16 protein-coding genes and 1 pseudogene are annotated in these 24,168 nt (G+C 71.0%); 7 read left to right on the top strand and 10 right to left on the bottom strand.

What is annotated here, in order from left to right:
* Positions 1-4: 4 nt before the first annotated feature.
* Together TN53_RS05390 and TN53_RS05385 are read right to left on the bottom strand one after the other, a co-directional pair.
* Positions 5-1,414 (bottom strand): alpha/beta hydrolase family protein, encoded by a 1,410-nt coding sequence (locus TN53_RS05390; protein WP_046257196.1) that lies wholly within the window; start codon positions 1,412-1,414, stop codon positions 5-7.
* Positions 1,411-2,763 (bottom strand): MFS transporter, encoded by a 1,353-nt coding sequence (locus TN53_RS05385; RefSeq protein ID WP_046257195.1) that lies wholly within the window; start codon positions 2,761-2,763, stop codon positions 1,411-1,413. Before TN53_RS05385 ends, TN53_RS05390 begins: the two co-directional genes overlap by 4 nt.
* A 209-nt stretch (positions 2,764-2,972) precedes the next feature.
* On the opposite strand from TN53_RS05385, the gene TN53_RS05380 reads away from it, so the two are divergent.
* Complete coding sequence (locus tag TN53_RS05380; protein WP_046257194.1) at positions 2,973-3,404, top strand: hypothetical protein; 432 nt, start codon at positions 2,973-2,975, stop codon at positions 3,402-3,404.
* A 2-nt stretch (positions 3,405-3,406) separates the two neighbouring features.
* Here the strand turns inward: TN53_RS05380 and TN53_RS05375 are convergent, their stop codons facing one another.
* Positions 3,407-3,838 carry a DUF6174 domain-containing protein gene (locus TN53_RS05375; RefSeq protein WP_046257193.1) on the bottom strand — a complete coding sequence of 144 codons (432 nt, stop codon included), beginning with the start codon at positions 3,836-3,838 and terminating at the stop codon, positions 3,407-3,409.
* A 162-nt stretch (positions 3,839-4,000) separates the two neighbouring features.
* Between TN53_RS05375 and TN53_RS05370 the strand changes: the two genes are divergently transcribed.
* On the top strand, positions 4,001-5,206 hold the full coding sequence (locus TN53_RS05370; RefSeq protein WP_046257192.1) for a cysteine desulfurase-like protein: 1,206 nt from the start codon (positions 4,001-4,003) through the stop codon (positions 5,204-5,206).
* Between the two features lie 46 nt (positions 5,207-5,252).
* Here TN53_RS05370 and TN53_RS05365 read toward each other — a convergent pair whose 3' ends face one another.
* On the bottom strand, positions 5,253-6,074 hold the full coding sequence (locus TN53_RS05365; RefSeq protein ID WP_046257191.1) for a DUF1684 domain-containing protein: 822 nt from the start codon (positions 6,072-6,074) through the stop codon (positions 5,253-5,255).
* 159 nt (positions 6,075-6,233) lie between these two features.
* Between TN53_RS05365 and TN53_RS05360 the strand changes: the two genes are divergently transcribed.
* Complete coding sequence (locus TN53_RS05360; RefSeq protein ID WP_046257190.1) at positions 6,234-9,608, top strand: pyruvate carboxylase; 3,375 nt, start codon at positions 6,234-6,236, stop codon at positions 9,606-9,608.
* A gap of 7 nt (positions 9,609-9,615) precedes the next feature.
* Here the strand turns inward: TN53_RS05360 and TN53_RS05355 are convergent, their stop codons facing one another.
* Positions 9,616-10,926, bottom strand: a complete 1,311-nt coding sequence (locus TN53_RS05355; RefSeq protein ID WP_052745140.1) for a HEAT repeat domain-containing protein — start codon at positions 10,924-10,926, stop codon at positions 9,616-9,618.
* Positions 10,927-10,969: 43 nt separating this feature from the next.
* On the opposite strand from TN53_RS05355, the pseudogene TN53_RS46730 reads away from it, so the two are divergent.
* From TN53_RS46730 to TN53_RS05345, 3 genes and pseudogenes are all read left to right on the top strand, one after another.
* Positions 10,970-11,053: pseudogene (locus tag TN53_RS46730) on the top strand (MarR family transcriptional regulator); the annotation flags it as partial.
* A 52-nt stretch (positions 11,054-11,105) separates the two neighbouring features.
* Positions 11,106-12,023: a TIGR01777 family oxidoreductase gene (locus TN53_RS05350; protein WP_046257189.1), complete on the top strand. Its 918-nt coding sequence runs from the start codon at positions 11,106-11,108 to the stop codon at positions 12,021-12,023.
* A gap of 147 nt (positions 12,024-12,170) precedes the next feature.
* Positions 12,171-13,652: an MFS transporter gene (locus TN53_RS05345; protein ID WP_046257188.1), complete on the top strand. Its 1,482-nt coding sequence runs from the start codon at positions 12,171-12,173 to the stop codon at positions 13,650-13,652.
* Here the strand turns inward: TN53_RS05345 and TN53_RS05340 are convergent.
* The 4 genes from TN53_RS05340 to TN53_RS05325 all read right to left on the bottom strand — a co-directional run bounded on the left by TN53_RS05340 (position 13,641) and on the right by TN53_RS05325 (position 20,450).
* Complete coding sequence (locus tag TN53_RS05340; RefSeq protein ID WP_420719081.1) at positions 13,641-14,411, bottom strand: response regulator transcription factor; 771 nt, start codon at positions 14,409-14,411, stop codon at positions 13,641-13,643. The genes TN53_RS05345 and TN53_RS05340 overlap by 12 nt on opposite strands.
* 239 nt (positions 14,412-14,650) lie before the next feature.
* Complete coding sequence (locus TN53_RS05335) at positions 14,651-17,569, bottom strand: glycosyl hydrolase 115 family protein (RefSeq protein ID WP_095046304.1); 2,919 nt, start codon at positions 17,567-17,569, stop codon at positions 14,651-14,653.
* Between the two features lie 313 nt (positions 17,570-17,882).
* A complete protein-coding gene (locus tag TN53_RS05330) occupies positions 17,883-19,934 on the bottom strand; it encodes a DUF11 domain-containing protein (RefSeq protein ID WP_046257185.1) in 2,052 nt (683 codons plus the stop codon).
* A 108-nt stretch (positions 19,935-20,042) separates the two neighbouring features.
* Positions 20,043-20,450 (bottom strand): DUF5997 family protein, encoded by a 408-nt coding sequence (locus TN53_RS05325; protein ID WP_046257184.1) that lies wholly within the window; start codon positions 20,448-20,450, stop codon positions 20,043-20,045.
* Between the two features lie 58 nt (positions 20,451-20,508).
* On the opposite strand from TN53_RS05325, the gene TN53_RS05320 reads away from it, so the two are divergent.
* The gene (locus TN53_RS05320) at positions 20,509-21,261 is read left to right on the top strand and encodes a LysR substrate-binding domain-containing protein (protein WP_046257183.1); all 753 of its coding nucleotides are present in this window, start codon (positions 20,509-20,511) and stop codon (positions 21,259-21,261) included.
* Between the two features lie 3 nt (positions 21,262-21,264).
* Here TN53_RS05320 and TN53_RS05315 read toward each other — a convergent pair whose 3' ends face one another.
* Complete coding sequence (locus tag TN53_RS05315; RefSeq protein WP_046257182.1) at positions 21,265-24,081, bottom strand: beta-L-arabinofuranosidase domain-containing protein; 2,817 nt, start codon at positions 24,079-24,081, stop codon at positions 21,265-21,267.
* Positions 24,082-24,168 lie beyond the last annotated feature (87 nt).

The following is a 24,168-nucleotide window of genomic DNA, read 5'->3' as shown; positions in this document are numbered from 1 at the left end:
GCCTTCAGGAGGTCCCGGGCCGGTGGTCCCGGATCCGCGGGCCGTCTGCGGGGTGGGCAAGATCGTAGGGCCGCAGGTACGGCGTCGGACGGTAGGTGACGTAGCGGGCCGCAGTCGTGGAATCGGCCGCCTTCGCACGGGAGTTGAGGGAAGTGGCGTCGGTTCCCCGCCACTTGCCGGTGCCGAGGCGGTCCTCCAGGGTGTGCAGGGCGGCGAGCTGCTCGGCGGAGCTGAAGGTGCAGTGGCCGGCGTTGTCGACGTACGCCTGCCGCAGCAGGGCTCCCGAACCGGCAGCGGTGACAGCCCGCTTGAGGGCGCTCTCGGTCTGCACCGGCACCAGGGCGTCGCCGATGGTGTGGACGGAGAGCTGTGGCTTGGCGAGCTCGCCGGTGAAGGAGCTGGTGCGGCTCATCCAGTCGACGGCGTTCGGGTCGGCGCTGATACGGGGGGCCCGGTTGAGGGTGGCGAGGTCCTTGCCGAGGGAGAGCCCGGCCTTCTTGTACAGCTCGGTGACCTCCTTGCCTACCGAGGACCGACCGAGCAGCGCGGCGTAGTCGACGCCGGTGTTCCAGGACATGTTGCCGCCCGCCCGGACCTCGGCCTCCTGCCGCCGGTTGAACGCGGCGATCTTCAACAGGCCCTTGACGGCGTCGTATTGATTGGCCTGCTGCGTGTCCCAGTCGGTCTCGGCGGGTCGGGTCTGGGTCACCTGGTTCCAGACCGGGATGTTGTGCAGGGCCGCCGCGAGTGCGATGCGGGCCCGGCCGGCGGCTGTCGTCTGCGCCGAATCCACCACCGTCGTCAGGGCGTTGGCCGCGCTGTTGGCCTCCGCCTGGTCCGCGATGTTCACCAGGGGGACATCGGAGTCGGGTGCGAGGAGCGTCTTGATGGCGAAGACCGGGTCGAGCGTGTTGTTCCAGTTGGCGACGCCGCCGTGGACCAGACCGCACAACGAGAGTGAGCCGTCGATGCGCTCCGGGGCCCGCTCGGCTATCGCGGTGGTGACGAGGCCGCCGTACGACCGGCCCCAGGCGATGGTCCGCTCGGACGCCCCGAACCGGTCGGTGAAGACGGACAGAGTGGCGAGCTGATCGGGCACCGCGTCCGTCACCGCCCAGCCCGTGGTGGCGTACGAGGAACCGATGAGCGCGTATCCCTTCGCCAGCAGGAGCGCCTTGGTGGCGTCGTCCGAGGCGTCCACGGCGGGGTTGGCCGGTCCGGCGTTGTAGCCGTGGCTGAAGAGAAGGACGGTGCCGTTCCAGTCGGTGGGAACGTCCATCATGTACGTGGCGCCGGACGGGAGTCGGCCTTCCAGGTGGCTGGTGTCCGCCGCGGCCGCCGTCGCCGACGTGGGGAGCGCGGCGACGGCGAGCAGCAGGGCCACCGCGGAGGCGGTGCGGGTACCGGTTTTCATGCGGAGATCTCTTCCGTGTGGGGGACGGAGGGGCGGGCGGTGGAGTCGTCGAGGGTGCTGCGGTTGGTCTCGCGGACGAAGCAGACCGTCACCGCGGTGATGGCGGCGCCGCCGCAGAGCAGCAGGGCGACGGGGGTGCTGTTGCCGCTTCCGGCCACCAGGCTTGTGGCGATCATGGGGGAGAAGCCGGCGCCGACGAGGGTGGCGCCCTGGTAGCCGAGGGAGGCGCCGGTGTAGCGGACCTTGGTGCCGAACATCTCGGTGAGCAGTGCGCCCAGCGGGCCGTACATCGTGGACTGGGCGATGCCGTGGCCGAGGACGACGGCGAGGATCAGCAGTCCGGGCGACCCGGAGTCGACCAGTGCCAGGACGGGGAAGGCGAGCGCGGCCGAGGCGATGGCTCCGGCGAGGACGACCGGGCGGCGGCCGATCCTGTCGGAGAGCGCGGAGGCGCAGGGCAGCACGACGAGCGCGACGCACGCGGAGACGGTGAGGGCGCTGAGCACCTGCGGCCGGGCGTACCCGATGCCGGTGGCGTACGCGATCATGTAGCTGGTCAGCAGCGACTGAGCGGTGAAGGCGCCGATGCCGACACCGCAGGCCAGCAGTACGGGGCGCGGGTTGCGCAGGACGTCGAGGATGGGCAGCCGGGACTCGGCGCGCTCCTTCTTCACCTCGGCGAAGAGCGGGCTCTCCACGACCTTGAGCCGGACGAAGAGGCCGACGCCGAGCAGGGCGACGCTGAACAGGAACGGCACCCGCCAGCCCCACGCCGCGAAGTCGTCCTTGGGGAGGGTGACGACGTACGCGACGACGGCGGTGGACAGCAGGGAGCCGAGCGGGGCTCCCATCTGCGTGAAGCTGGACCACAGGCCGCGGCGCCGCTCTCCGGCGTGCTCGACGACCATCAGGGTCGCGCCGCCCCACTCGCCGCCGATGGCGATGCCCTGGACGACGCGCAGGGCGATCAGCAGGACCGGAGCCCACACACCGATCGTGTCGTACGTGGGCAGCAGGCCGATGAGGAAGCTGGCGCCGCCCATCAGACCCATGGTGAGGAGCAGCATCGACTTGCGGCCGAGCCGGTCGCCGAAGTGGCCGAAGAGGATGCCGCCGAGCGGGCGGGCGACATAACCGGCGGCGAAGGTGCCGAACGCGGCGATCGTGCCGACGGCCGGATCGGCGCCGGGGAAGAACAGTTCGCCGAAGACGAGCGCGGCGACCGTACCGTAGACGAGGAAGTCGTAGAACTCCACGGCGGTACCGAGCAGTCCGGAGGCGGCGACCAGGCGCAGTTGCCGGGTTCGCTCGGCGGTCGTGGACGGTGGTGCGACGGGGGACGGGGGCATCGCGCTCTCCCTTGAGCGGGGGAAGGACACCGCGAAAGTAGGCTCTCAGCTGACTGCCGTCAAGAAAGTGCACAACATTGACAGCAGTCCGGCAGGTTCGCGCCGACGGCTCCGGCGCGCGTGGGCAGTGCCCCGCGTCTGAACACCCACCGCATCGCACCCGTACCTCCTGGCGTACGTCCGGCCGACGTCCCGAAACGGAGAGGTACGTGTCCCAGCGCGCCCGCAGTCCGCTCACCGCCCGCCTGCCACTGGCGGGCGGGCTGGCCCTGCTCACCCTGGTCACGGGGTGCGGCGCAGGGTCGGACGAGTCCAAGGTGAGCAGCAGCACGCAGGTGACGGCCGCTCCTTCCGCCGGTGTCGTGGCTCCCGCGAAGGTGGAGGTCATCGCCGGGCTGGTCGGCTGCAAGGTCAAGATCCGCACGGATGCCGACGAGTTGAGGGAAGGCGTGTGCCACGGGAAGGACGGTGACTTTCTCATCACCACGTTCCCCGAGGAGCGGTTCAAGCTCACCTGGCTGGACGCTGCCTCCGTCTACGGCGGCAAGTACCTGGTCGGCACCCGCTGGGTGGTCAGCGCCCCGGAGGCGCTGCTGAAGATGTTCCGCCCCGAACTCGGCGGGAACATCCAGCAGTTGTAGGGCTAGCCGACGGCCGGTTCGTAGTCGGTGATGTCGTAGCGGACCTCGTCGTCGACGGCGTCCTTCTCCCAGTCGAGCTCGATGCGGGTCGGATGCCCGTCCGCCGCGTACCGGGCCTCGGCCGTGTCCGCGTCGTCGCTGCGTGCCTGCTCCAGTTCCTCCAACAGTGCGCCCAGGGTGGGTACTTGGTCGGGCAGCTGCCGTACGACCCGGCGTGCGCTGTCGTCGAGGCCGACCGCCTTCGTGACCTCGCCGCCCCGGACCGTGATCCGGAAGGTGCCGATGAGGGCCCGTTCGCCCTCGCTCGACGTCAGCGTGTACGTGTACGAGGCGGGCTCCTCCCAGGCGGGCGCGGCCGGCTCCGCCTCGTCACCGCAGGCGGCCATGCCGCCCACCAGCACGGCCACAGAGAAGAGCGAGCGTACGACGGTCATGGCGACCCCTTCGAAGACGGTTACTGCTACGACGCCGGCCGGCCCCAGGACGTTCGGGGCCGTGCCGGCGACACAGTCGGCGACACAGGGGGCGATCTCGCCGTCGCCCGGAGGATGGGGTTGACTTCGAGCCCCGGCCCGGAACCACGACAGGAGCCCTTCGTGACGTACGACATCACCGCCCTCCGCTCCCAGTTCCCTGCCCTGACCGCCAAAACGGCCCACTTCGACGGCCCGGGCGGCACCCAGATGCCCCGGCCCGTGATCGACGCCATCGCCGACGCGCTGGCACACCCGCTGTCCAACCGGGGCAGCGTGACGCTGGGGGAGCGCAACGCGGAAAGTCTCGTCACCGAGGCCCGCCGGGCGATGGCCGACCTGCTGGGCGCGGACCCGAGGGGGATCGTCTTCGGCCGCAGCGCCACACAGCTCACCTACGACTTCTCCCGCACCCTCGCCGACAGCTGGACGCCCGGCGACGAGGTCGTCGTCACCCGCCTCGACCACGACGCCAACATCCGCCCCTGGGTCCAGGCCGCCGAGCGGGTCGGTGCCACCGTGCGCTGGGCCGACTTCGACCCGGCCACCGGCGAGTTGACCCCTGACGACATCGGCGCCGTGCTGTCCGACCGCACCCGCCTGGTCGCCGTCACCGCCGCCTCCAACCTGATCGGCACCCGTCCCGACATCGCGGCGATCTCCCGACTCGTGCACGAGGCAGGCGCGTTCGTGTACGTCGACGGTGTCCATCACACCGCTCACAGCCTGGTCGACCTGGGTTCGTTCGGCGCGGACTTCTACGTCTGCTCCCCGTACAAGTTCCTGGGCCCCCACCACGGAGTCCTCGCGGCCGCTCCGGAGTTGCTGGAGACCCTTCGTCCCGACAAGCTGCTGCCTTCCACCGACGCGGTCCCCGAGCGGTTCGAACTGGGCACCCTGCCCTATGAGTTCCTCGCCGGGACCAGGGCGGCGGTCGACTTCGTGGCCGGCCTCGACGCCACGGCGACCGGCACTCGGCGCGAGCGTCTGGCCGCGGCCTTCGCGGAACTCGAAGCGCACGAGCACACCCTGCGCACCCAGCTCGACAAAGGGCTGGCCGCGCTCCCCGGCATCACGATCCACTCCCGGGCGGCCGACCGCACCCCCACCCTGCTGCTGACCTTCCAGCACCACGCCACGACCGACGCCTACGGCTTCCTCGCCGAGCGCGGCATCCAGGCGCCCTCCGGCTCCTTCTACGCCATCGAGGCCTCCCGTCACCTGGGCCTCGGCGACACCGGCGGCCTCCGCATCGGCCTCGCGCCGTACAACGACTCGGAGGACGTCGACCGGCTCCTGGCGGGGCTGGGAGAGTTCCTGGCACGCTGACCTCGGGCAGGCTCGTCCTCCGCGTTCCCCTCCGTCAGGGCTGTGGTCAGGGCTGTCCGCCCCGCTCCAACGGGATCCGCTCGCCCGCCTCGACCGCGACCGGCAGCCGGTTCTCCGTCGGCGGCAGCGGGCAGGTGGCCAGGTCGGTGTAGGCGCAGGGCAGATTCCCGGCGCGGTTGAAGTCGAGCGTGACCCTGCCCTCGGCGTCGGGAGCGGCGATCTGCACCGAGCGGTTCGCCGCATACGTCGTCACGCCCGAGGTCCTGTCCGTGAACAGCACCATCAGCGCACCGGGCCCCCTGCCGTTGAACGCCGTGAGGCGGTGCCGCACACCGTCCAGCTCGAACTCGACCTGGCCGGGGGAGTCGTACACGTGCTCAAGGCCCTCGACGGCGGCACCCACGGTCACCGGGCGCGGCTCGGGGAAGGGCAGGAAACGGCCGGAGACCACCCAGCGCGGGTCGGGGGCGTAGGCAGGCGTCCGGGTGAAGGACGTACGCAAGGGGTTGTCGGGGTGGCGCGGGCGCACGATGTCGTGTCCGCCGCGCCTGGCGACCTCGATGACCGCGTCGCCCGAGCCCACATACACGCTGTCCCGTTCCGCGACGACACCGAAGTCGTACCGGCCGCGCACCGGCTCACCGCCGACGGTCAGCTCCTCGCCCTCGTCCAGCTCGACCACCACCCCTTCGGCGGTGCTGGACCAGGCTCCGGGCGCGTCCTCGAAACGCTCGGGCTCCGCGCCCAGCCAGTGGAGGCCGGTGATCGCGAGGAAGCCGTGCGGACCGGAGAGCACCGCCTCCTTCTGCCGGTGCCACTCCTGCCATTCCTGTGCGAAGCTCACTCGGTCGACGTCCTGGACGGTCATGTCCGCTCCCTCGCGCTGCGGTGGTGGTGCTCCGTGCAACCGCCGCACCGTCGCAGATCATCCCCAAACGGCAATCGGCGCGTGACCCGGCTCTCATGGCACGACGGGGACATTGCCGAGACGATGGGGGGCGTCACCGGCAGGCCGAAGGGATCCGGAATGCTCCGCAAGGTACTGGTAGCCAACCGTGGTGAGATCGCGATTCGCGCGTTCCGAGCCGGTTATGAGCTGGGCGCGAGGACGGTCGCCGTCTTCCCCCACGAGGACCGCAACTCGCTGCATCGGCTCAAGGCCGACGAGGCGTACGAGATCGGCGAACCGGGACACCCGGTGCGGGCCTATCTCTCCGTCGAGGAGATCATCCGAGCCGCCCATCAGGCGGGCGCCGACGCCGTCTACCCGGGCTACGGGTTCCTGTCCGAGAACCCCGAGCTCGCCCGGGCCTGCGAGCAAGCCGGCATCACCTTCGTCGGGCCGAGCGCGGAGATCCTGGAGCTGACGGGCAACAAGGCCCGCGCCGTGGCCGCCGCCCGCGCGGCCGGCGTACCCGTGCTGGGCTCATCCGAGCCCTCCAGCGACGTGGACGAGCTGGTGCGGGCCGCCGAGGACATCGGGTTCCCGGTGTTCGTCAAGGCCGTCGCCGGCGGTGGCGGGCGCGGTATGCGCAGGGTCGAGGACCGCGCCCAGCTGCGGGAGTCCATCGAAGCGGCGGCCCGTGAGGCGGCCTCCGCGTTCGGCGACCCGACGGTGTTCCTGGAGAAGGCCGTCGTGGACCCCCGCCACATCGAGGTGCAGATCCTCGCCGACGGCCAGGGCAATGTCATCCACCTCTACGAGCGCGACTGTTCCCTCCAGCGCCGCCACCAGAAGGTCATCGAGCTGGCCCCCGCGCCGAACCTCGCCCCGGAGCTGCGCGACCGCATCTGCGCCGACGCCGTGCGCTTCGCCCGCGAGATCGGCTACCGCAACGCCGGCACCGTCGAGTTCCTGCTCGACCCGGCCGGCAACCACGTCTTCATCGAGATGAACCCGCGCATCCAGGTCGAGCACACGGTCACCGAAGAGGTCACCGACGTCGACCTCGTCCAGTCCCAGCTCCGCATCGCCGCCGGCGAGACCCTGGCCGACCTCGGGCTGTCCCAGGAGACGGTCGTCCTGCACGGCGCCGCACTCCAGTGCCGTATCACCACCGAGGACCCCGCCAACGGCTTCCGCCCCGACACCGGCCGCATCAGCGCCTACCGGTCGCCCGGCGGCTCCGGCATCCGTCTCGACGGCGGAACCACCCACGCCGGTACGGAGATCAGCGCGCACTTCGACTCGATGCTGGTCAAGCTCACCTGCCGGGGCCGGGACTTCGGCACCGCGGTCAAGCGCGCCCGACGTGCCGTCGCCGAGTTCCGGATCCGCGGTGTGGCCACCAACATCCCGTTCCTGCAGGCCGTCCTCGACGACCCGGACTTCCAGGCGGGCCGTGTCACCACGTCGTTCATCGAGCAGCGCCCGCACCTGCTGACCTCCCGCACCTCGGCCGACCGCGGCACGAAGCTGCTCACCTACCTCGCCGACGTCACGGTGAACAAGCCGCACGGCGACCGCCCCGAGCTGATCGAGCCCACGACCAAGCTCCCGGGTCAGACCGCCGAGGTACCCCCGGCCGGCTCGAAGCAGCGGCTCACCGAGCTCGGCCCCGAGGGCTTCGCCCGATCGCTGCGCGAGTCTGCGACCATCGGCGTCACCGACACCACGTTCCGCGACGCCCACCAGTCGCTGCTCGCCACCCGCGTCCGCACCAAGGACCTCCTCGCGGTCGCCCCGGTCGTCGCGCGCACCCTGCCCGAGCTGCTGTCCCTGGAGTGCTGGGGCGGCGCCACCTACGACGTCGCCCTGCGCTTCCTCGCCGAGGACCCGTGGGAGCGGCTCGCCGCGCTGCGCGAGGCCGTCCCCAACATCTGCCTCCAGATGCTGCTGCGCGGCCGCAACACCGTCGGCTACACGCCGTACCCGACCGAGGTGACCGACGCCTTCGTGCAGGAGGCCGCCGCCACCGGTATCGACATCTTCCGCATCTTCGACGCCCTCAACGACGTCGGCCAGATGCGTCCGGCGATCGAGGCCGTACGCGAGACGGGCACCGCGATCGCCGAGGTCGCCCTCTGCTACACCTCCGACCTGTCGAACCCCAACGAGCGGCTCTACACCCTCGACTACTACCTGCGGCTGGCCGAGCAGATCGTCGAGGCGGGCGCCCACGTCCTGGCCGTCAAGGACATGGCCGGACTGCTCAGGGCCCCGGCCGCGGCGACCCTCGTCTCCGCCCTGCGCCGGGAGTTCGACCTCCCCGTCCACATCCACACCCACGACACCGCGGGTGGCCAGCTCGCCACCTACCTGGCCGCGATCCAGGCCGGTGCCGACGCCGTCGACGGAGCCGTGGCCTCCATGGCGGGCACCACCTCGCAGCCCTCCCTGTCGGCGATCGTCGCCGCGACCGACCACTCCGCCCGCCCCACCGGCCTCGACCTGCGGGCCGTCGGCGACCTGGAGCCGTACTGGGAGAGCGTCCGCCGGATCTACGCCCCCTTCGAGGCGGGCCTCGCCTCCCCGACCGGTCGCGTCTACGACCACGAGATCCCCGGCGGCCAGCTCTCCAACCTGCGCACCCAGGCCGTGGCCCTGGGCCTCGGCGACCGGTTCGAGGACATCGAGGAGATGTACGCCGCCGCCGACCGCATCCTCGGTCACCTGGTGAAGGTCACCCCGTCCTCGAAGGTGGTCGGCGACCTCGCCCTGCACCTCGTCGGCGCCGGGGTCTCCCCGCAGGACTTCGAGGCGACGCCGGACCGGTTCGACATCCCCGACTCCGTGATCGGCTTCCTCCGGGGCGAGCTGGGCACCCCGCCCGGTGGCTGGCCGGAGCCCTTCCGCAGCAAGGCGCTCGAGGGCCGGGCCGACGCCAAGCCCGCACCGCAGCTGACCACGGAGGAGCGCGACGGACTGGAGAAGGACCGGCGCGCCACCCTCAACCGCCTGCTCTTCCCCGGCCCGACGCGCGACTTCGACACGCACCGCCAGTCCTTCGGCGACACCAGTGTCCTGGACAGCAAGGACTTCTTCTACGGCCTGCGCCCGGGCAAGGAGTACGCCGTCGACCTCGAACCCGGCGTCCGTCTTCTGCTGGGCCTGGAGGCCATCGGCGAGGCCGACGAGCGCGGTATGCGCACGGTGATGTCCACCCTGAACGGCCAGCTCAGGCCCATCCAGGTGCGCGATGCGGCCGCCGCGTCGGATATTCCGGTCACCGAGAAGGCCGACCGCTCCAACCCCGGCCATGTGGCCGCTCCGTTCGCCGGAGTCGTGACGCTCGCGGTGACGGAGGGCGACGAGGTCGCGGCCGGCGGCACGATCGCCACCATCGAGGCGATGAAGATGGAGGCCGCGATCACCGCCCCCAAGACGGGCAAGGTCTCCCGGCTCGCCATCAACCGGATCCAGCAGGTGGAGGGCGGCGATCTGCTCTTCGTGATCGGCTAGGTCGTGGTCAGACCCTGAGTGCTCCCGCGGGATGGCCGTGCTCACGGCCGCACGCGGTGAGGGCGAGGACTCCGGAACCCGTGATCCGGGTCCTCGCCCCGAGCGCTCCGGGGTTGACGGAGAGCTGGGCCGCGATGTCCGTGGCGTAGCAGGTGTCGGGTATCCCGAGTTCCCTTCTCGCCTGCTCGTAGCGGGCGTAGAACGCCTCGATCTCCAGCGGGCCCGCCCCGCTCGGCAGTTCGCCGACAGCGTCCAGGGCCGCTGTGGTGTCCACGATCTCGTGCGGCAGGAGCCGGCCCGACTCGGCCGGATGCCGAGTGCCCACGATCCCCTTCTCCTCGGCCTCGAACGCGTCGTCGAAGCGCACCACTTCGCCGCCCTCGGCGATGCACCAGGCCGTCCAGCCGTCCCCGCAGCTCATGCCGTACCAGTGCGCGGCCCCGAACCGGCGGCTCAGGCCGGCGCACCGCTCGCGTGCCACTTCGGCGCGGGCCGCCTCCTGGTCGTCCGTGTCCGCGGTGCGGTGCGTGTCCTGGGACGCATTGCCGAAGACCAGCGTCCAGGCTTCCATGGCCGGACCGACGAAAACGCGGGCGCAGCGCTCGTGCGGGTGCTTGCCGCGCCAGTTGTGCTTGTCGTGGTTCCAGGCCGACGCCCCGGTGCGCAGCGTGACCGGCTCCGGGTCGCTCAGGTCGAACGCCGCCGGCACCGCCGACCGGTCGACGCTCGGGACCGCGTACCAGGACCCGCACAGATGCAGGCTCTCGGGTGTCTCGGTGAGCTGCTTGATCCTCGTCAGCCGGCGCCACGCGGCCAGGTCCCGGTCGCTGAGCGCGCTCGGTCCGCCGATCGCCGCCAACGCCTCCAGCGCCGTGACCCGGACCCTGGGACCGGTCGCGGGTTCCTGACGCAGGCGCCGCAGCACGGGGACCGCAGCGCCACCCATCTCCTGGAACGTCCGGACCGCTCGCTGCCGGACGTCGGCTTCCGGGTCCCCCAGCAAGGGGATCAACCGGTCGGCATACCCGATCGCGGCCTCGCCCAGGGACTTGAAGGGGGAGAGCGCGGTGCTGCGGACCTCGGCGTGCGGATGCCGCAACAACGGTACGCAGATCTCGGGATCCGCCCCTTCGAGGCGGGCCAGTGCCCACATGGCCCGCCGTGCGACCTCGGGCGATTCCGCCGACGCGAGCACCTCGGCCAGCGGGAGCAGAGCGGGCTCGCCGATCCTGACCACCACGTCCGCCGACACACTCCAGTCCACGGGTGATCCCTCGTCGCACAACATGTCCAGCGCCGAGGAGAGTTCGGTGGTCAACACCCTCCTGTCCATGCGGGAACCCTGGAGGGCGGCACTGACAACGCCCCGTGAGGCCGCCGAGGCCCTGGTGATGAAGCCGAACAACGTCAGCGCCCTGGTCTCGCAGCTCACCCAGCAGGGAGTATGATGCTTTAAGTCTCAAACACCTAGCGTGTCCCTCCGGATCGAGGTCCCCCATGCACGTCGTCATCAGCGGTTCCTCGGGATTGATCGGCGGCGCCCTGGCCGCGTCGCTGCTGGACGACGGGCACCGGGTGACCCGACTGGTCCGCCGGGAGCCGCGGTCCCGCGACGACGGCAGCGCGGAGGCGCGGTGGGATCCGCAGGCGGGCCTGCTGGATCCCACCGCGCTCGAAGGCGCGGACGCGGTGGTCGGGCTGGCCGGGGCCGGCGTGGGGGACCACCGCTGGACACAGACGTACAAGAAGCGGATCCGCGACAGCCGCGTCCTCGGCACCACCGCCCTGGCGACGGCGATCACGGCCTGCGAGAAGCCGCCACCGGTGTTCGTGTCCGGTTCGGCCGTCGGCTACTACGGCGAGACCGGCACGGCCGAGGTCGACGAGTCGGGCGCGCCCGGCCGGGACTTCCTGGCCGGCGTCTGCCAGGAGTGGGAGTCGGCCGCACAGGGCGCCGGCGCGGTCGGCACGCGCGTCGTGAACACACGCTTCGGCATCGTCGTGTCGCCCCGCGGCGGGGCGATGGGACGCCTGCTGCCGCTCGCCCGCGCGGGCCTCGGCGGGCGCCTCGGCAGTGGCGACCAGTACTGGAGTCACATCTCCCTGACCGACGCGGTCCGCGCCCTGCGCCACATCGTCGCCACGGACGGCATCACCGGACCCGTCAACATGACGTCCCCGTACCCCGCCACCAACCGCGACGTCACCGCCGCCGTCGGCAGGGTCCTGCACCGGCCGACCGTTTTCGCGGTGCCGGGATTCGCCCTGCGGCTCGTGCTGGGCGAGTTCGCCGACGGCATCCTGATGAGCCAGCGCGTGGTGCCGGGTGCCCTGCCGGCCTCCGGCTTCACCTTCGAGCACCCGACCATCGACGCGGCGCTCGCCGCCGCGGTCGGTCAAGTGGGAGTCGGCTGATCGAGTGGTGACGTTCTTGAGGCAGGCGTACGGTCGAACAGTGGGCGCCACCGTTCACTGAAAGCGCGATACCTCATGACCAGTAACCCGCAGCCGACTTCCGCAGCTCAGGCCACCACCGGGAACGCCGGCGGTGGCGGAAACGGCATGGCACTGCTGGTCATCGCCTCATGTCAGCTGATGGTGGTCCTCGACATCACCATCGTGAACATCGCGCTGCCGGACATCCAGCGCTCCCTGGACTTCTCCACCACCAGCCTGGCCTGGGTGGTCAACGCCTACACCCTCACCTTCGGCGGTCTGCTGCTTCTCGGCGGCCGCGCCGGTGACATCCTCGGCAGACGACGGGTCTTCATCTGCGGTGTCCTGCTCTTCGTCCTGGCGTCCCTGCTCGGCGGGTTCGCGCAGAACGAGGCCCAACTCCTGTCCGCACGCGCCCTCCAGGGCGTGGGCGGCGCCATCGCCTCCCCGACCTCTCTCGCCCTGATCAGTACGACCTTCCGCGAAGGCCCGGAACGCAACCGGGCGTTCGGGGTGTTCGCCGCGGTCTCGGCGGGCGGCGGAGCGATCGGACTGCTCGCCGGCGGCATCCTCGTCGAGTATCTGAACTGGCGATGGGTGCTCTTCGTCAACGTGCCCATCGGACTGCTCATCGCCCTCGCCACGCCCCGCTGGATCAAGGAGTCCGAACGCCACCCGGGCCACTTCGACATCACCGGCGCACTGACCTCCACCGTCGGCATGGTGCTGCTGGTCTACGGGTTCATCAGAGCCGCCCAGGAAGGCTGGCGGGACACGCTCACGCTGGCCTCGTTCGGCGCGGCCGTCGTCTTCCTCGCGCTGTTCATCATGGTCGAACGGCGTTCCCGGCAACCGATCACCCCGCTGCACATGTTCGCCGACCGCAACCGCGCGGGCACCTACGGCATCATGCTGTGCCTCGCCGCCGCGATCTTCGGCATGTTCTTCTTCCTCACGCTCTTCGTGCAGAACGTCCTGAACTTCAGCCCGTTGGCCACCGGGTTCGCCTTCCTGCCGGTCAGCGCGGTCATCGCGGTCGGCGCCGGGCTGGCCTCGCGGTTCCTGCCCGTCTACGGGCCCAAGCCGTTCATGGTGGTGGGCGCGATCCTGGCCGCGACGGGACTGGCCTGGCTGACCCTGACCGATGTCCACTCCACCTACGCGGGCAGCGTCCTCGGCCCGATCCTCGTCTTCAGCCTGGGCATGGGCATGGAGTTCGTCTCGCTCACGCTGATGGCGCTCTCCGACGTGCCCGTCCAGGAGACCGGCGCGGCCTCCGGACTCCTCAACGCCACGCAGCAGGTGGGCGGTTCGCTGGGACTGTCCATCCTGGTCACGATGTACGGCACGGCCAGCACCAACGAGGCGGAGAAGCAGGTCCCGCGCTTCCTGGACCAGGCCACCCCGGCCGAACTCCTGCAGTTCAAGCGCACCGGGCAACTCCCCGGCCACTGGGGCGACGAGGTCCTGACCGCCGGAGTCTCGGCCGCCTTCGTCGTGGCGGCGATCTTCGCCGCCCTCGCCGCGCTCATCGCGGTCCTCGCCATCCAGGTCCGCCCGTCCGACCTGGAACGCCTCAAGGGCGACGGCGTGCCCTCACCCCCGTGAGGCCGGCGTGGGCACAAGACCCAGCCGCTGGGCGCGCAACACCGTCCCGAGCCGGTCATGGGTGCCGAGCTTGCGGTAGACGTTCGCGACGTGCTTGTGCACCGTCCGCTCGGATATGCCGAGGCGACGGCCCATGGCGGCGGCCGTCAGCGCGTCGCCCAGCAGGAGCAGCACGGTCGACTCCCGCGGCGTCAGCCCCACGTCGTCGCCACTCGGCACGACCACCCGCTGAAGGAGCTGCCGTTGCTGCTCTATCCCCGCCAGCAGCGGCTGAAGCCGCCCGGCGACCACGACTTCCTCGTCGGTGAAGTCCCGCCCGGAGCGGTAGACGATGCAGCCGGTGATCGGCGCCCTCGACTGCGGCAGCGGAATCCCCAACGCGTGGTCCACGTCCATGATGTCGTCGAGCAGCCGCGCGGTCGGGCTCGCGGACCACTCCCGCCCGGCCGCCCGACGTGCCGTCACCGGCGCCCGGTCCGGGCTCGCCTCGTAGTGCCGCGCGAAGGGATACCCGGCCCGCAGCAGCCCCACGGCCTCGTCCCCGAGCCCGTCGAACTCCGGCGCCGCACCGGGCGACAGACCGAGCGTGCCGCCGCTCTCGCTCCAGTCGTCCAGTTTGTAGATCAGGACCTCGGCCCCGATGAGATCCGGCAGCGCACCCGCCACCAACGGCCACAACTGCCCCGGATCCCGCTCGTGGAGTGCGGCGACGGCCACCGCCAGCATGCGTTCATAGGCTCCGCCCAGCCCCTGTGCCACGTTCGTGCTCCACTCGTTCGCCTACGCAGTTGTACCCATACCCGCGCGACGTCTTGCCCCTCCAGAATGCAACAGAGCAACAGCGACGTTCTCGTGTACTCCAGCACATCGGCGCTCCGGCGACCGCAGGCAGGGGAGAACAGGCTCGGAGGGGATGCCTGGATCTCACCCTCTCTCCGTGCGGACCGCCGGCACGGGGGACCGGCGGTCCGCACGGAGCTCTCCCTCTTTCGGGCAACCTACTGCCCCGGCACGTCCAGCCCCGGCTCGTAGGCGGGCTCGGGGTTGAACACCGGGTGATAACTCTCGGGCGGAGCAAGGTAACTGACGGGCAGCCCGCCGGTGTCGACGACGATCTGGTCCACGGCGATCGCCGCGTCCACCATGAAGATCCGCAGCATGTGCTCGCCGGCTTCGGTGACGCTCACGTTCGCCGTCAGCTTCTCGACGCCGTCCTCGACCTGACGCGCCCACGCGTCGCCCCGGTTGCCGGTGGCGACCGACTGCCCGGTGAGAACGGTGGCCGGTTGGTCGTCGAGCGCGACGGCCACCCGGCGTTGGCCGCGCTCGTCGAGGGAGGGCAGCCGGAACACGGTGACGGGGAAGGTGCCCGTGCTCGCGAACCGCACCCGGTATCTCAACTCCGGTGCCCGGTGGGCGAAGTCCTCGGTGACCGAGGCGGCCGTCGACGGGATCGCCTCCATCGCGCCCGTACGACGCCCGAGCCCCCGTACGACCCGCCAGCGCGCCCCGCCCCGCGCCACCCGCTGCGCGAAGTGCGCGGCGTCGATCGACACGAACCCGTTGGCCTCGACGAACCCCCGGGCTCGCCGCAGGGCCCGCTCCCCGTCGTTGACCACCCGCACCGGCACCACGGCACTCTGTCCGGCCCCGGCGAAGGTGAGCGTCGTGTCGAGCGTGCCCTCGGGTGCCCGCGCCCAGTCGATCTCGACCCACACGCGGGTCTGTTCGGTGAGGGATCCGCCCGTCGAGCTCAGCCGGAGCCAGGAGGCGCCGGGCTCGGCCGTCCAGTCCAGGGCGAGGAAACCGGTGTTGAAGAGGTCCACGAACCGACGGTCGCGGGTGGCGCAGGAGAAGGACAGCGGCCGGGCCGCCCCGCTCTCGTTCCCCTCGGCCGCCACTCCCAGCCCCGAGGTCTCGCGGCGGGCGACCCTGGTGACGCTCGGCCGCCCGGGTGCCTTGGGGATCTGCGAGGGGTACGGATTCACGATCCCGTCCCACTTCCCGCCCGCCACCTCGGTGTTGTACCGCTTGGTGAGCGCCACCTCCTGGGCGTGCGCGGCCTCGGCCAGGTCCGCGAACCGGTTCGTCCCCGCACCGCGCCCCTGCGTCACCGCCAGCCCGTTCCGGTCCGCCCAGTAGTACTTGAGGTTCATCAGGTAGGCACCGTGGACCGGGTATTCGACCAGCTCGTAGAACGCGTCCCGGTACGCCTCGGGCAACTCGCCGCCCACCGCCCGCGCCCGCCCCAGCAGCCGGTCGTAGGCGCCCAGCCGGCGCCCCGCCTCATCGCCGTGGTGGATCACGGACAGGATGCCGCGAGCGATGAACTCCGGCCGCAGCTCCGCCGCCAGCCGGTAGTACTCGGTGCGGATCGCCGCGATCTCCCGCCGGTGCAGACGCCCGAACTGCCGCCCCGCCCACTCGGCGAGGAAGTCCTCCACGTCCTCGGCGTCCCACCGGTCCACGTCCCAGGCCATGTCCATGGAGAAGGACAGCCCGGTCTCGATCGACTTGAGGTCACCCACGTTGAAGATCCACATGCGGTCGACGCCGTGCTCGTACACACGACGCAACTCCTGCCAGACCTTGGCCAGTTGAGTGGTGTCCAGCCACAGATAGCTCTTCGGGCGGCCCCAGTAGGAGAGGTGGTAGTAGATGCCGTTGCCGCCCGGGCGGGCGCGCTCCGTGCCGTTCGGCAGCTGGCGCATGTTGCCGTGGTTGTCGTCCGGCCAGATCAGTGTCACGTCCCCGGGGACCTGGACGCCCGCGTTGTAGAGATCCAGAACCTCCTTGTACGGGATGAAGATCTGCGGCTCGGCCGCCGGACCGACCTCCTCGGTCAGGGTCCGGCGCTGGTCGGCGATGATGTCGTTCATCACCACGACCTTCTCGGGGATCGTCGTCGCGTACTTCGTCTCCAGCGCGCTGTCGTGCAGCCCGCGCATACCGAGCGTCCAGCTGCTCTCGTACGCCGCGTTCTGTCTCGCCCGGGCTCTCCAGTAGTCGGAGATGACCGCGGGGTTCACGGTGTAGTCGTACACCGGCGGGGAGCCGTCCGCGTTCGGGTGCTCGGCGGCCCACGGCTCCCATTCGTGGACGCCGTTGCGCAGCAGTGCCTCGGGGTGGCTGGAGCCGACGACGATGCCGTAGCGGTCGGCCAGTTCGGGGTTCTCGCGGTGCTTGTTGAAGAAGTCGGAGTAGGGGTGCATGGCCGGCCACAGGTAGTTGGCCTTGAGCCGGAGCAGGAGCTCGAAGACGCGCTTGTACGTCTCGGGGCCGATGTTCTTGTCGGTCTCCTGGGTGCGGTGCGACCAAGTGGTCAGGTTCTGCTCGTCGTTGATGAAGATGCCGCGGTAACGGACGGACGGCTCACGCCGTTTGAAGGTGTCTGCCGGGACCGTCACGGTGTCACGGCGCTCGACCGGCACGTCGGCCCACCAGTACCAGGGCGAGACCCCGATGCGCTCCGAGGTGTCGTAGACGCCGTAGACGGTGCCCCGCCGGTCGCTGCCCGCGATGACCAGGGCGCGCCGCACACCGGGCACCGGGCGTTCCACCACCTGGGTCACGGAGGCCTCCCAGCGCCCCCGGACCCCGGAGACGTCGAGCCGCCCGGCCGCGACGAGGCGGTCGATGACCGGACTCGAGCCGATCGTGCCCACCAGGACCAACCGGTCCGTGTCCGTGGGCAGTTCGTGCAGCAGCCCCGGCCGTACTCCGCCGACCCGCTCGATGTCCGCCTGCAGATCGCCTGCGGCGCGGATCACGGCGGGGTCGTCGACGGCGTCCACGAACACGTCGACGGCGGCGCCCTCACCCACCAGGAGGAAGTCGGGCCGGCCCGAGTCCGCGGCCCGGGCGGTCGCGGCGGGCAGCAGCCCGGGAAGCAGGGGAGCCGCTCCTGCTGCGGCCATTCCCCGCAGGAAGGACTTACGGGTCCAGGACGTTGACTGGCCGTTCGGTTCGTGGTGCGGCACGGAACGCTACCTTTCCGCGCCGGTCCGCGTCGGCTCGCGCACGGAACTGTCGGCGGAGCTCGGCGCATGACGGACTGGCTGGCTGGTTAGAAAGCGCTTGCTGCGCAGCCTAGGCCAGGGTTCCCGGGGCGTCCAGAGTGGTGCGTGGGGTGACTTGGGAGGGGCGGCCACTGTCGCGGAGGCGTGGCGGAGAATGCGGCGGCGGCCCTCCGGGACACGGAGGGCCGCCGCCGGGTGGCTGTGCCGGAGATCAGGGGCAGCTGATGCGGATGTCGCCCGTGTCGGTCGTGCACGTGTCCGTGTTGAAGCCGCCGTTGGCGGTGTCGTTGCCGGAGACGCTGTCGACCGTGTTGAGGTTGTCGGTGCCGTAGTCGCCGAGCAGGTTGTCGTTGCCGGGGCCGCCGTTGAGCGTGTCGTTGCCGAACTGGCCGTCGAGGCGGTCGTTGCCGTATCCGCCGTGGACGGTGTCGTTGCCGTAGCTCGCGTTGACGGTGTCGTCGCCGCCGAGGGCGCAGATCACGTCGTTGTTGTAGGTGCCGGTGAGGGTGTCGTTGCCGCTGGTGCCGATACGGGTGCAGCCGCGGGCGTTGTTGACGGTGGTGGTCTTGGTGGCCGTGTTGTTGGCGGCCGGGTCGGTCGTGGTGGCGGTGACCGTGGCACGGTCGGTGAGGGTGCCGGTGGCGCGGGGTTCCACGACGATCGTCACCGTGGCGCCGGGGCCGGCGGCGGAGATGCTGCCGAGCGCGCAGGTGGCACCGGTGGCGGTGATGGTGCAGCTGCCCTGGGTGGTGGTGGCGGAGACGACCGAGGCGGCGAGTCCGCTGAGCGTGTCGGTGAGGGTGACGCCGGTCGCCGTGGTGCCCGCGGTGGTGTTGGTGACCGCCACGGTGTACGTGGCGCGGTCACCGATACTCACCGTGCCGGTGCCGCTCTTCGCGACCGAGAGGTCCGTGCCGCTCGGAGGCGGTGGCGTGCTGCCGCCGCCCTGGAAGCGGGCCAGCGCGAAGTCGCTGTTCGGACCGCCCGAGCCGGCGGCGACGATTCGGCCGGCGGAGTCGAGCTTCACGCCGCGCGCCACGTCGACGCCGCCGAAGTCCGCGGTCGCCTGACCCGCGGTGCCGAAGCCGCCGTCCAGGCTGCCGTTGGCGTTGTAGCGCAGGACCGAGAAGTCGCTGCCCCCGGTGCCGGCGGCGACGATCCGCCCGTCCGGCTGGAGGACCATGTCGGCGGCACCGGCCGCGGGCGTGAGGACCCGGCCGTCGCCGTCGAAGCTCGTGTCGAGGCTGCCGTTGGCGTTGTAGCGGGCCAGCGCGGCCCGGCTGTCGCTGCCGCCCGCCGCGACGATCTTGCCGTCGGGCTGGACCGCCAGTGCCTCCACTGCGTCGTAGCCGCCGAAGTCGGTGCGGACGATGCCGTCGCCGTCGAAGCTCGTGTCCACGCTGCCGTCGGTGTTGAAGCGCATCAGTGCGAAGTCGAAGCGGGTGGAGCCGACCTCGCCCCCGACGACGATCTTCCCGTCGGCCTGCAGGACCAGGGCGCGGCCGTCCCCGCCCTCCTGGAGGACCGGCCCCGCCGGATTGGCGGTCACCGTGCCGTCGCCGCCGAACGTGCTGTCCGGAGTGCCGTCGCCGGTGAGGCGGAGCACGGCCATGTGGCCCCCGGTGTAGCCGGCCGCGACGATCCTGCCGCTGGAGTCGATCGCCACGTCGAGAGCCTCGGTCGGGCCGGCGATGTCGGCGAAGACCCGGCCGTCGCCGCTGAAGGTGTCGTCCAGGGTGCCGTCGGCGTTGTAGCGGACCACCACGAACCAGCAGCAGTTCTCGTACTCCCGCCAGCTGCTGCCCACCACGACGATCTTGCCGTCGGCCTGGAGCACCACGGCGTGGGCGTCGCTCCACTGGAAGTTGGTGTCCATGGTGTTGACGGCGGTCGTGACCGTGCCGGCGCTGTCGCCGTCGTCGCCGCCGAAGCCGGTGTCCAGGGAGCCGTCGGCATTGTGGCGGGTCAGCGCGAAGCGGCTCTCCAGCACCGACTCGTCGGTGGAGGTGCCGACCGAGACGATCTTGCCGTCGGACTGCACCGCCACGTCATTGGCGTGATCGTCGTCGGCGAAGCCGGTGAGGACCTTGCCGTCGCCGCTGAAGCCGGGGTCCAGGTCGCCCGGGGCCGCGAGGGCGGTGCCCGGAAGGGTCAGGACGAGTGCCAGGACGGTGGCCGCGACGGTCCCGGCCCGGGCCAGGAGGGACCGGCGGCGACGTCCGTCGGGTCGGCGCCGTGCCGACCGCACATGAGGTGTGAGCATGCGCGACAGCCTTGCGTCGCCGGGTCACACAGGCGGCCACCACGAGCGGCGTTGCACTCCCCGGACGCGGGAATCCATCCGAGCGGCGGATCGCGGGGGCACCTGAGGTCAGTCGCGGGTGTCGCGCTCGGCCTTCTCCGCCTCCTCGGCGTGCTTCTTCTTGATCCGGACCGTCTCGTTGCGGACGTCGGCCTGGGTGGCGCGCTCCTTGGCCAGCCACTCGGGCTGCTCCTGCTTCAGCGCCTCGATCTGCTCGGTGGTGAGCGGCTCGGTGACACCGCCGCGCGCCAGGCCCGCGATGGACACGCCGAGCTTGGCCGCGACCACCGGACGGGGGTGCGGGCCGTTGGCACGAAGATCCTGGAGCCACTGGGGCGGATCGGCCTGGAGCTCGGTGAGCTGTGCCCGCGAGACGACACCCTCACGGAACTCGGCGGGGGTGGCCTCGAGGTACACACCCAGCTTCTTCGCCGCGGTCGCGGGCTTCATCGTCTGGGTGCTCTGGTGCTGCGTCATGGTGCCAAGGGTATCGACTGGGTGAACGTCCGCCGACCACGGCCGGTAGCCTGGCCAGGTGACAGGCTCGGAAGAACCCCCGCAGTTCCGGCTCGCCTACGTCCCGGGCGTGACCCCCTCGAAGTGGGTGCGGATCTGGAACGAGCGGCTGCCCGACGTCCCGCTGACCCTTCTCCAGCTCTCCGTCGCCGAGGCGCGCGACGCGCTGCGGGGCGGGGCCGCGGACGCCGGTCTCGTACGGCTGCCGGTGGACCGTACGGTGTTCAGCGCCATCCCGCTCTACGACGAGACCACGGTCGTCGTCGTCCCGAAGGACCACGTCGTCGCCGCGGTCGACGAGGTCACCACCGAGGACCTGGCCGACGAGATCGTGCTGCACCCCCTGGACGACGTCCTGGAGTGGTCGCGGCTGCCGGGCCGGCCCGCCTTCGAGCGTCCCGCGACCACGGAGGACGCCGTCGAACTGGTCGCGGCCGGCATCGGCGTCCTCGTCGTCCCGCAGTCGCTCGCCCGGCTGCACCACCGCAAGGACCTCACCTACCGGCCGGTCACGGACGCCCCGGTGTCCTCCATCGCGCTGTCGTGGCCGGAGGACGCGACCACGGACATGGTCGAGGACTTCATCGGCATCGTCCGCGGCCGCACGGTGAACAGCACCCGCGGCCGCCCGGCCGCTCAGGACAAGGCCAAGGCGAAGGCCGAGCCGAAGAAGCAGCCCAAGCGCCCCGACGCGGCCGGCGGACGACGCAAGCCACCGGCCGCCAAGAAGACCCAGGGCGCCAGGCGCGGCAAGCCCCGGCGCCGCTCGTAGGACTCAGTTCACGTAGGTCGCCTGCCCCGCCGTGTTGATCACCACCTGGCCGCTCGCCTGGGAGAGCAGCCCGGCGGACACCCAGGCGTTCACGGTGCTCGTCACCTTGGTCACGAGCGCGTTCTTGCTCGCGAACGGCGCTCCGGCCCAGATCTCGTCGAGCAGCGTGGTGCCGTCGGACTTGGCGGGGTTGGCGATCCCGGAGTCGAGGGTGCCGAAGACGACCTTGGGCTCGGAGCGCCGGAAGTAGGCGTGCGTCGGATTCTCCGACCCCTCCAGGAAGGGCGCGAACTCGGTGCCGTCGAGGGTGTGGTGGAGGGGTTTGCCGCTCACCGGGGCGAGGGTGGGCAGCAGGTCCCCGGACAGGGCCGCGTTGGCGTACAGCCCGAACGACAGATAGCTGGTGGCCGAGTTGCGGGCGACCAGGTTGACCGGCCCGTAGAAGAGGGTCTGCAACGCCGGGTCGTCCAGGGCCTTTTCGACGCGCAGCCGGAACGGGACGGTGATCCGGACGACGTCGCCCGCCTTCCAGGTCCGGGACACCGTGAAGTAACTCCCGGCGGCCGGAGTCCCGCTCGCCGCACTGCCGTTGACGGTCACCTGGAATCCGGCCGTGGCCCACGACGGCACGCGCAATTTCAGGGCGAAGGCCGCGCTGCTGCCGCCGAAGGTGAGGGTGGTGCCCTGCTCGCGCGGGTAGTCGGTGGCCTGAGTGACCGTCACTCCCTTCTCGGCCCAGGTGAGTTGGGAGGCGATGTAGAGGTTGACGTGGAGCGCGCCGCCGTCGGCGGCCTTGAAGTACACCGAGTCCTGGTACTTGGTGGCGCTCTCCATGCCGGTGCCCTCGCAGCAGGTCGTGCCCTGCTTGGGTGTGTAGTCCCGCACATGACCGGGGGTCAGGCCGATGAAGTAGGTGACGAGCGGCTTCTCCGCGTCGGCCTTGTCCTGTTTGGAGCCGAGTACCTGGTTGAGCAGCGCCCGCTCGTAGTAGTCCATGTACTTCGGGGTCTGCTCGTGGAAGAACAGCGTCCGGCTGAGCTTGAGCATGTTGTACGCACAGCACGTCTCGGCGTTCGTGTCGCTGATCGTGCCCGCGATCAGCCCGGAGGCCTTCCAGAACTCGCCGGTGCTGGTGCCGCCGATGCCGTACATGCGGTTCGGCACGACCATGCCCCAGAAGTTCCTCGCGGCGGTCAGGTAACGCGTCTCGCCCGTCGCGTCGTACAGCCGCAGCAGACCGGTGAAGATCGGTATGTGCTGGTTGGCGTGCAGCCCGCCCAGCGTGTCGGTGTTCGCGGCGCAGGCGTCGATGAGGGAGTCGAGGTCGAACAGCCTGGCCAGCGCGAGGTGTTCGGCCTTCCCCGAGGAGGAGTGCAGGTCGACGATCGCCTCGACGATGCCGCCGAACTCACCGCTGGAGAACAGCCCCCACATGCGCTGGAGTGTCGCCTCGGGCAGCACGGACAGCCGGGAGTACATCCAGTCGCCCATGCCGGATGCGAGGTCGAGGGCGCGCGCGTCGTCCGTGGCGGCGTACGCGTCCAGCAGACCCCGCAGGATCTTGTGCGCGGTGTAGTAGGGCGCCCACACCTTCGTGTAGTCGCTGGCGGTCCTCGTCTCCAGGTCGATGAACTGCGTCTCCGGGTACGCCGCCAGGAACCCGGGGTGGCTCGGCCCGCCCCAGGTGCGGCGCAGGGTGGCGGTCAGGCCACGGCCGGAGCCGTCCGGGAACGTGCCGCCGGCGGTGGCCTGGAACCAGTACGAGGCGAGGTTGCCGAGTCCCGCCGTGGAGAGCTTGGCCTCGTTGGTCTGGAGCGAGGTGATCTCGGCCTGGGTCAGCGCGCGTGACCAGACGTTGAACTCGTCGTAGGCGCCCGCGTACACGGGATCGCCCGAGTAGTTCGAGCGGCCGAGCCAGTTGTTGGCAAGGGTGCCGAGCGTCGCCGGGTTGAGGGTCATCGCGGTGTTCGTGGCGACGGCCGTGCCGTTGACGTACAGCGTGCCGGTGCTGCCGGAGATCGTGACCGCCAGATGGCTCCACTGGTTCAGCGGCAGCGCGGCCGTGCCGTTGAGGGCCTGCTCGCCGCCCGCGCCGTTGGTGGTGATGGCGAACCGGGGCACACCGCTCGCGTTGCGGGTGGCCAGGTGCATGTACCGGGTGGTGTTGTTGCCGAAGTCGAAGGCGCGCTGCCAGCTGGCGTCGTGGGTGGGCCTGACCCACACCGACAGGGTGATCGCGGAGGCGCCGCCGAGGACCGCGGCGGGCAGGTCGACGTACTGGTAGGAGCCGCGCACGTTCTCGTGTGCGGCGCCCCACTTCCCGGTGGCGGCGAGCATCTTCGGGTCGGTGCGCAGGGCGGCGCGGGCCTCGGTCAGTGCGGTGATCACGGTCGCGATCCTGTCCGCGAACACCTGCTCGCCGGTGCTCGCGTACGCCTGCGACAGCATGGTCAGGAAGTGGCCGGTGTAATGCCCGCGCAGATTGCCGTTGGCCTCGCCGTCCAGGCCCTCCCAGCCGCCGGGTGCGACCGCGCCGCCGGTGGAGAGGCCCGCGTTGGCGCGGAAGACCTGGAGGAGCCGGTTCACGTCGTAGCCGCGCGCGTGGTCGAGCATCAACTGCCGCTTGTCGGCGAAGACACCGGGCCTGAGGGCCACCTCGTCGAGCGCGAAGGGCTGCACGGTCCAGGCGGCGGGCGCGGCTGCGGCTGCGGCGGAGGTGGCTGCGGTGGCCCGGCCGCTTGCCGCGTACGAGATCGCGGGTGCGGCCGCGGTGAGGGCGGCGGCCTGGAGGAGGTTGCGTCTGGAGAGGGGCGGTGCCATGTGTGCTCCTCTATCGGTGTTCTATATTTCGAACGCCATTCGAATAGTCGACCAGACGATAGGGAGGGGGCGGGTGAGCGTCAACGG

It is taken from the genome of Streptomyces sp. WM6386 (genome assembly GCF_000972385.1).
GTDB lineage: Bacteria > Actinomycetota > Actinomycetes > Streptomycetales > Streptomycetaceae > Streptomyces.
Note: the sequence above shows the minus strand (reverse complement) of the source record. Positions and strands in the feature narration are given on the sequence as shown.

Bases quoted from the DNA above. Each gene is read 5' to 3' on its own strand.
- TN53_RS05350 (WP_046257189.1), top strand. From the start codon at position 11,106: ATGCACGTCGTCATCAGCGGTTCCTCGGGATTGATCGGCGGCGCCCTG.
- TN53_RS05365 (WP_046257191.1), bottom strand. From the start codon at position 6,074: ATGACCGTCCAGGACGTCGACCGAGTGAGCTTCGCACAGGAATGGCAG.
- TN53_RS05325 (WP_046257184.1), bottom strand. From the start codon at position 20,450: ATGACGCAGCACCAGAGCACCCAGACGATGAAGCCCGCGACCGCGGCG.
- TN53_RS05360 (WP_046257190.1), top strand. From the start codon at position 6,234: ATGCTCCGCAAGGTACTGGTAGCCAACCGTGGTGAGATCGCGATTCGC.
- TN53_RS05375 (WP_046257193.1), bottom strand. From the start codon at position 3,838: ATGACCGTCGTACGCTCGCTCTTCTCTGTGGCCGTGCTGGTGGGCGGC.
- TN53_RS05345 (WP_046257188.1), top strand. From the start codon at position 12,171: ATGGCACTGCTGGTCATCGCCTCATGTCAGCTGATGGTGGTCCTCGAC.
- TN53_RS05330 (WP_046257185.1), bottom strand. From the start codon at position 19,934: ATGCTCACACCTCATGTGCGGTCGGCACGGCGCCGACCCGACGGACGT.
- TN53_RS05385 (WP_046257195.1), bottom strand. From the start codon at position 2,763: ATGCCCCCGTCCCCCGTCGCACCACCGTCCACGACCGCCGAGCGAACC.
- TN53_RS05390 (WP_046257196.1), bottom strand. From the start codon at position 1,414: ATGAAAACCGGTACCCGCACCGCCTCCGCGGTGGCCCTGCTGCTCGCC.
- TN53_RS05315 (WP_046257182.1), bottom strand. From the start codon at position 24,081: ATGGCACCGCCCCTCTCCAGACGCAACCTCCTCCAGGCCGCCGCCCTC.
- TN53_RS05335 (WP_095046304.1), bottom strand. From the start codon at position 17,569: ATGGCCGCAGCAGGAGCGGCTCCCCTGCTTCCCGGGCTGCTGCCCGCC.